Below are 695 nucleotides of genomic sequence, written 5' to 3' on the forward strand. Positions count from 1 at the left end.
CCTGATGGCGTCGGCGGAGCGGGTTCCGGCCGAGTACGTCGTCGTGCTGCCCCGCTAGTGCGACGGCCCGCCTCGTGTCAGTCGCCGCAGTACTCGGCTTCGATCACCGCCTCGGGGTCCCCGGCCCAGTCGCCGTTGAAGTTGAACGCCAGGGAGTGGCGCCCGTTCCGGGTGGTGACGGCGTCGGACGTGGAGCCGTGGATGCCGCCGCCGTGGCCCCAGACGGTCACCCCGCAGCTCAGCTCGGTGCTCATCAGGCCCAGCCCGTAGCCGTGCGTGTCGTCCACGGCCACCGTGTCCGTCATCTCGTCCAGCTTCTCCTTCGGCAGCAGCCGTCCGGTGAGCAGGGCGCGGTAGAAGCGGCCCAGGTCCTTGGAGTCGGAGATCATCTCGCCGGCCGAGAAGGCCATGGACGGGTTGATCCGGGTGACGTCGTGGACGGGACCGCTGCCGTCCGCGGTGAGCTTGCCGTAGGCGCGGCTGCTGGGTCCGGGCACGCCGGTGCGGGTGCCGGGGACCGAGGTCCCGGTGAGGTGCAGCGGCGTGATGACGCGTCGGCGGATCTCCTCGCCGTAGGGGCGGCCGGTGGCCTTCTCGATCACCAGTCCCGCCAGCACGTAGTTGGTGTTGGAGTAGTTCCACCCGGCGCCGGGCGCGAAGTCCGGCTTGTGAGACATCGCGACGCGCACCAGTTC

General features: G+C 70.6%; 1 protein-coding gene. It reads right to left on the reverse strand.

Features of this window, described 5'->3' with window-relative positions; translation table 11 throughout:
• Nucleotides 1-77: 77 nt before the first annotated feature.
• Nucleotides 78-695 (reverse strand): serine hydrolase (locus tag LPA54_RS34200; RefSeq protein WP_228984558.1); only part of this gene is annotated, 618 nt, incomplete at its 5' end.

Source organism: Streptomyces sp. DH12, from assembly GCF_020873895.1.
Taxonomy (GTDB): Bacteria; Actinomycetota; Actinomycetes; order Streptomycetales; family Streptomycetaceae; genus Streptomyces.